Here is a 6,070-nt window from a genome sequence, read left to right on the forward strand (position 1 = left end):
AACGAACCTCTGTTCAGCGGCTAAAATAGAAAAAGGAGTTAAGGGAGAAAGGCGATAAACGGTTGTGTTAATTTCTTGCATAATACTTTAGCACACAACTTTGTTCTTCTTTAAAAACGCTTGCTGCCGTTTGGCGCAATTGGGCTGCGGTTACATTGCGGTAGTGTTCTATATCTTCGTTTACTCCGTTTACATTGCCCAGCATATCTGCGAAAGCTAAGTTCATAGCTCTGTTCAATACGTTGGTATCGCTAAAAGCTAATAGGCTTTCCATTTTATTTTTCACCTTGGTAAGCTCTTGCTCTTGTATGGTTTCGGCTGCGAGTTCGTGCACAACTTCATTTATGGCATTTTCTGCCTGCTCCATACTTACTCCCTCGTTTAGTTTTCCTTCAACAAAAAACAAACCTTCATCTATGGTTTCGGAAAGGAACGAAGCAATGCTGCTAAAGAGTTTTTGTTCTTTCACTAGTTTGCGAAAAAGACGAGAGGAGTCGCCCGTGCTTAAAATATCGCGCAATAAATCTGTTGCATAATAATCCTGATGATTGCGGGCGCACATACGCCATGTTTTGTATATGGCATTTACCGGAACTTGTGCATAAACTTCTTCGGTGCGCTTGCTGGTTTGCATTGGCTCTGCGGGAATAGCGCGCACCACTTCTTTAGCTCCACGCGGTATATTGCCAAACCATTTCTCTGCCAGTGAAAAAACCTTGTTTGCCTCTACATTTCCGGCAACTACTAATGTGGCATTGTTGGGTCGGTAATAATGAAAAAAGAATTGTTTAAAATCTTCCATCGTTACCTTTTCTATATGGCTTAATTCTTTGCCAATTGTGGGCCAGCGATATGGATGAACTTTATATGCCAGTTCGCTTATTTTATGCCAAACATCGCCATAGGGTTGATTGATGTAATGTTCCTTAAACTCCTCCATTACTACTTTCTTTTGAGTTTCTAAACTTTGTTCTTCAAAGTTTAAACTCAGCATTCTATCGCTTTCCAACCAAAATGCAGTTTCTAAATTTCCAGCAGGAAGTAAATCGTAATAGTTCGTAATATCATTATTAGTAAAAGCATTGTTTTCGCCTCCGGCTAATTGCAATGGCGTATCAAACTCAGGAATGTTTACGGAGCCTTCAAACATAAAATGCTCAAACAAGTGTGCAAAGCCTGTTTTATCGGGCTGTTCATCGCGTGCACCTACTTTGTATAATGTATTTACAATGGCTAGTGGCGAAGTTTTATCTTGATGCACAATAACCTTTAAGCCATTGGCAAGTGTATGTTGTTCAAAATGAATCACGATAAGAATTTAAGAGCGCGAAGGTAAAATTTAAGCAACGATTTAATTGAGTTTAAAAAATAACTGCGCAGCGGCTATACTTCGCACGGATATTCAAACAAGCAATTTTCTTTGATAATATCGGCAACTTTATCGGGTACCATTTCTTCCCAACCGCTTTCGCCTTGCTTAATCATGCTAATTACTTTTGTTGAAAATATGCTTAGCACATGTGGGTCGTAATTCTTTAGATCTACAATAAAGCCACTGTGTTTCAAGTAGCGGAAAAGCGGGCCCAAAGCTTCGGGAATGTGTAGGTTATCGGATGTAATTACGGGCTTATCGGCATGAGGCTGATATGGATACATCAGCATAGTGGTATTTTCTAAAAATATTTCACCAAAATATGCCAGCAATTCGCGCGAAGGATTGGTGTAGTGCTTTTCTTTAAACAATTCCAACATATTCATTACACCAATAATAATGCCTATGCTCTTAGGGCGACACCTATTTAAATAACGAACTAGCACATCGTGTTTATGACAGTTAGAAACCATAACGGTATGTCCTAAACTGCACAGAATTTCGGCACGGTCTAAGAAATCTCTATCGGAGTAATTTTCATCACTTTCTAAATTGGCAAGTGTAATTTCTGCCAACACAGCCAGTTCCGAACTGCCACAGCAAGCAACTTTAGAAAAACTCTCAATGCCGCAACGCAGCATATCTTCGTTTACTCTTGTAACCGGTCGAAAACGACCGCGCAAGCAAAGTATATTCTTTTTGTAGAGTACATCTTTGGGTTGATATACTTCGCGATCGGCACCAAAAATAGTGGCATCGGTAAAATGCTTGCGCACCAGCATAAGTGCAAGCAAACGATTATCAATATCAAAGTCGGGACCTTTAACACGAATCATGTCTAACTCTACTTGCTCTGGCGATAAACCATCGTACAAGGAGTCGAGAAAATTGTCCATATTTTCGTGATACCAATAGCAAGCAAAAATTAAATTTACGCCTAATGTGCCAATTACTTTCTGTTGCAATACATTGTCGGTGCCTTTTAGGCGCACATGTAGTTTAATATCGTTGGTGGGGCCCCCAGGTTTTAATTGAAAACGCAAACCAATCCATGCATGCGGATCATTGTTCTTTAAAAAATTGATAGTGGAACAGGTATCTGCAAAAGCAAAAAATCTTCTGCCCGCATATTTTTCGGAACACAATCTTTCTTCCAACAAAGCATACTCGTGATCGAGCATTTTGCGCAGGCGCGATTCACTTACATAGCGCCCGCTTTCTTCTTCGCCATAAATAGAATCGGAAAAAGACATATCGTATGCACTCATAGTTTTTGCTACTGTGCCCGATGCACCGCCAGCCTGAAAAAAAGTGCGTGCCACTTCCTGCCCCGCTCCTATTTCGGCAAAGGTGCCATATATGGTTGGCTCTAAGTTTATTCGTAATGCCTTACGTTTTATTGAAAGAATTTCGCGTTCCATAGTTTACAAAATTATACCTCCTTGAGTGTTTACAGAGTGCTATTAAAAACAAAACGGTGTTTATTGTACAAATGTTGCACTAATTGAATTAAGGCAATGTTAAGAATTGTAATTAAAGTAACTCCACAGATGGATCCCATAATAACGATTTAAAATTTTGAACAGTATCATTTTTAACCACGATGCCTTCTTTTTCCAACAATTCCTGCATAAGCGTATTGGTTGCAAAATGATGTTTTCCGGTAAGCATACCATTTCTGTTTACCACGCGCTGTGCCGGAACATGAAAATGAGCCGTATGTGCTGCATTCATTGCCCAGCCTACCATACGCGAACTTTTACCTGTACCCAAATACTTTGCAATGGCACCATAGGTAGTTACTCTTCCTTGGGGAACTAAACGCACTACTTCAAAAACATCCGCAAAGAAAGAGCCTCTATCGAAGACCTGCTTTGGTTTCATATCTGCTTGAAGTAGCTTTTAAACTTTAGTAGCTCCGATACATTGCTAACCTTTACTTTACCTGTAACAAATGCCCACTGCGGACTCAAATCGCCATTTTCGAGTGCTTCGTAATCGCTGGCTTTGGCTTTTACTTCGCAGTCCGGCTTGCCTTTTAATCCCTCAGAAACTTTAATCTTCTTATGCTTTAGCTCTACCGTAAAATCGCCACCGTTTTCGCCACTTAGTATGAAATGAAAAATACTCTTTTCATTCTCATCCATACTTTCGGTATCCACTCTTTTTTCAAAACTCTTTATCATTTCAGCTGCCTTCATAGTATTATTTTTTTTGTAATTATTTACTACTAAAATAATCGGAAAGTGCAGATAGCTCAACTTTTTCCTGTGTACCTTCTATTAAATTCTTAACTGTAAGTTGAGAGGTTTGCACCTCTTCGCTGCCAATAATTACGGCAAAAGGAATTTGCTTCTTGTTGGCATAATCTAATTGTTTAGACAGCTTGGCAAGTGTTGGAAAAATTTCAGCATTCACGCCTGCTTTTCGCAATGCCAAAAGCGACTGAAATGCATATTCTTGTGTTGCTTCATCGAAATGGCAAAACAGCACTTGTGTGCCATTAAAAACGCTGCTTGGAAAGAGGTTCAATTCTTCCATAATATCAAATATCCGCTCAATGCCAAAACTAATTCCAACTCCTGTAAGATTTTTACCTCCAAAGATTTCTGTAAGATTATCGTAACGTCCCCCGCTTCCAATACTGCTTCTTAAACTGCCCGAATGGTTCTTAACTTCAATAATAAAACCTGTGTAATAATCTAACCCCCGTGCGAGTGAAATATCAATTTTTATCGGTGCTTGTGGTGCAGCTTTCAAAACCGTGTTTACTACCCACTCTAATTCCTGAATACCAACTCCGGCAGTAGCATTATCGCCAAAGAAGTTTTTGAGCTGCGATACAACCTCGCTATTGGTTCCTTGTATGTTCAAATACGTAGAAAGCATAATTATCTGCTGCTCCGTAAACCCATCTTGCAATAGCAGTTCAAATACTTTTGCCTGCTCTACTTTATCTAACTTATCTATGGCAATGGCAAGTGCAGAGAACTGTTCGGTGCAATTCATTTTTTCTGCCAAGCCTGCTAATATTTTTCTATTTGAAATTTTTAGTTCTACCTCGCTTAAGCCAAGTGCTGCAAAAACTTCGTGAAAGAGTAATACCAATTCAGTTTCATTCAATAAGCCCGAGCTGCCAATGATATCGGCATCGCATTGGTAAAATTCCTGATACCGTCCTTTTTGAGGGCGGTCTGCACGCCAAACCGAACCAATATGAAAACGCCTGAATGGGAATGCCAACTTATCTTGATGCTGCACCACAAAACGTGCTAATGGAACTGTAAGGTCGTAACGCAATCCTTTTTCAGCCAAAAGCCTTGTTGCAGCAGTAGAGTTTTGAGCAGATAATATATCGGGCGAAACATTCTTTAAATAATCGCCACTATTTAAGATTTTAAAAAGCAACTTATCACCCTCAGCACCATACTTTCCGGTAAGTGTTTCTAAGCGCTCTATTGCCGGGGTTTCAATTGCCTGAAAGCCATAGCGAGTAAACACTTCTTTGATAATTTCAAACAAAAAATTTCGCTTAGCTACTTCATGAGGTAAAAAGTCGCGCGTACCCTTGCTAAGTGCAGGTTTTATTTTTTCCATAAAGCGAAAATACTTTTTAGAACGGCACCTTAAACAGCTATTCCAAAAATTATTAAATAGGGTTTACCATTCAATAATCACTACGCCTTTTACACCGCTATCGTAATAGCCGCCATAAGCATAATTAGTGCTGGCACCATTGTAAAGTGCAGTAAAATACCTGGCAGAAACACCCGGAATATTTATTGCGCCTCCGGTGCTATTTTTACCAATAAAACTCAATGAATTATATAGGTATCCTGCATAATTATTTCCACTGCTACCTCCAGTGCTGCCGCCCCCATTACCGCCATTGAGTGATAAGCCAAAAGACATACCGCCTCCATTACCATTGCTAAACCCATCCTGTGCACCACCGCCACCGCCACCTGCTGCACAAAGTGTAATACCGCTTCTTTGAATATAAGAACCGGTGCCGCCTCTACCGCTGTTATTGCCAGAGTTGTATCCTGTTCCTCCTGCTCCGGCAAATACCGTAAGTGTTTCTCCGGCATTTACAGGAATTTCACCAAAAACAACACCACCACAGCCACCACTAGTGTTTCCGTTACTGGTGCTATTGCCACCTCCGCCTCCGCCTCCTGCTAATGTTACTCTTATTTGCGAAATACCCGCAGGGACAACAAAACTGAATGAAGAACCTGTTCCCGGATTTCCGGCTGCCGTTGCAGAAACAAAGGTTTGAGATCCGGTTGAATATGGCATTGAACCTACAGCCCCCCACATACCAACTCCGGTTGGACCTGTTACACCTTGTGCTCCTGTTGCGCCTGTTGCGCCTTGCAATCCTTGAGCGCCTGTTGCACCTGTATCTCCTTTAACTCCCGTATTACCTGTAGCTCCGGTTACACCTTGTGCTCCGGTGGCTCCTGTTGCGCCTTGCAATCCTTGAGGACCTGTGGCACCATCTACTCCATCTTTTCCAGCTGCACCCGTTGCGCCTGTATTGCCTGTAGCTCCGGTTACACCTTGTGCTCCGGTGACTCCTGTTGCACCTTGCAATCCTTGAGGACCTGTGGCACCATCTACTCCATCTTTTCCAGCTGCGCCCGTTGCGCCTGTATTACCTGTAGCTCCGGTTACACCTTGTGCTCCGGTGGC

General features: G+C 41.4%; 5 protein-coding genes and 1 pseudogene. All 6 read right to left on the reverse strand.

Annotation, left to right across the window (positions count from 1 at the left end; genetic code table 11):
* Positions 1-67 precede the first annotated feature (67 nt).
* The 6 genes and pseudogenes from KF872_12590 to KF872_12615 all read right to left on the reverse strand — a co-directional run bounded on the left by KF872_12590 (position 68) and on the right by KF872_12615 (position 6,070).
* Positions 68-1,309, reverse strand: coding sequence for an insulinase family protein (locus tag KF872_12590; protein MBX2904378.1), 1,242 nt, complete (start codon positions 1,307-1,309; stop codon positions 68-70).
* A gap of 74 nt (positions 1,310-1,383) precedes the next feature.
* On the reverse strand, positions 1,384-2,793 hold the full coding sequence (locus tag KF872_12595) for a hypothetical protein (GenBank protein ID MBX2904379.1): 1,410 nt from the start codon (positions 2,791-2,793) through the stop codon (positions 1,384-1,386).
* 112 nt (positions 2,794-2,905) lie between these two features.
* The gene (locus KF872_12600) at positions 2,906-3,256 is read right to left on the reverse strand and encodes an MGMT family protein (GenBank protein MBX2904380.1); all 351 of its coding nucleotides are present in this window, start codon (positions 3,254-3,256) and stop codon (positions 2,906-2,908) included.
* Complete coding sequence (locus KF872_12605; protein ID MBX2904381.1) at positions 3,253-3,573, reverse strand: SCP2 sterol-binding domain-containing protein; 321 nt, start codon at positions 3,571-3,573, stop codon at positions 3,253-3,255. The genes KF872_12600 and KF872_12605 overlap by 4 nt, the downstream gene beginning before the upstream one ends.
* A 19-nt stretch (positions 3,574-3,592) precedes the next feature.
* Positions 3,593-4,960 (reverse strand): histidine--tRNA ligase, encoded by a 1,368-nt coding sequence (gene hisS / locus KF872_12610; GenBank protein ID MBX2904382.1) that lies wholly within the window; start codon positions 4,958-4,960, stop codon positions 3,593-3,595.
* A 717-nt stretch (positions 4,961-5,677) separates the two neighbouring features.
* Positions 5,678-6,070: pseudogene (locus tag KF872_12615) on the reverse strand (collagen-like protein).

The organism is Chitinophagales bacterium (genome assembly GCA_019638515.1).
In the GTDB taxonomy this organism is placed as follows: Bacteria; Bacteroidota; Bacteroidia; order Chitinophagales; family LD1; genus UBA7692.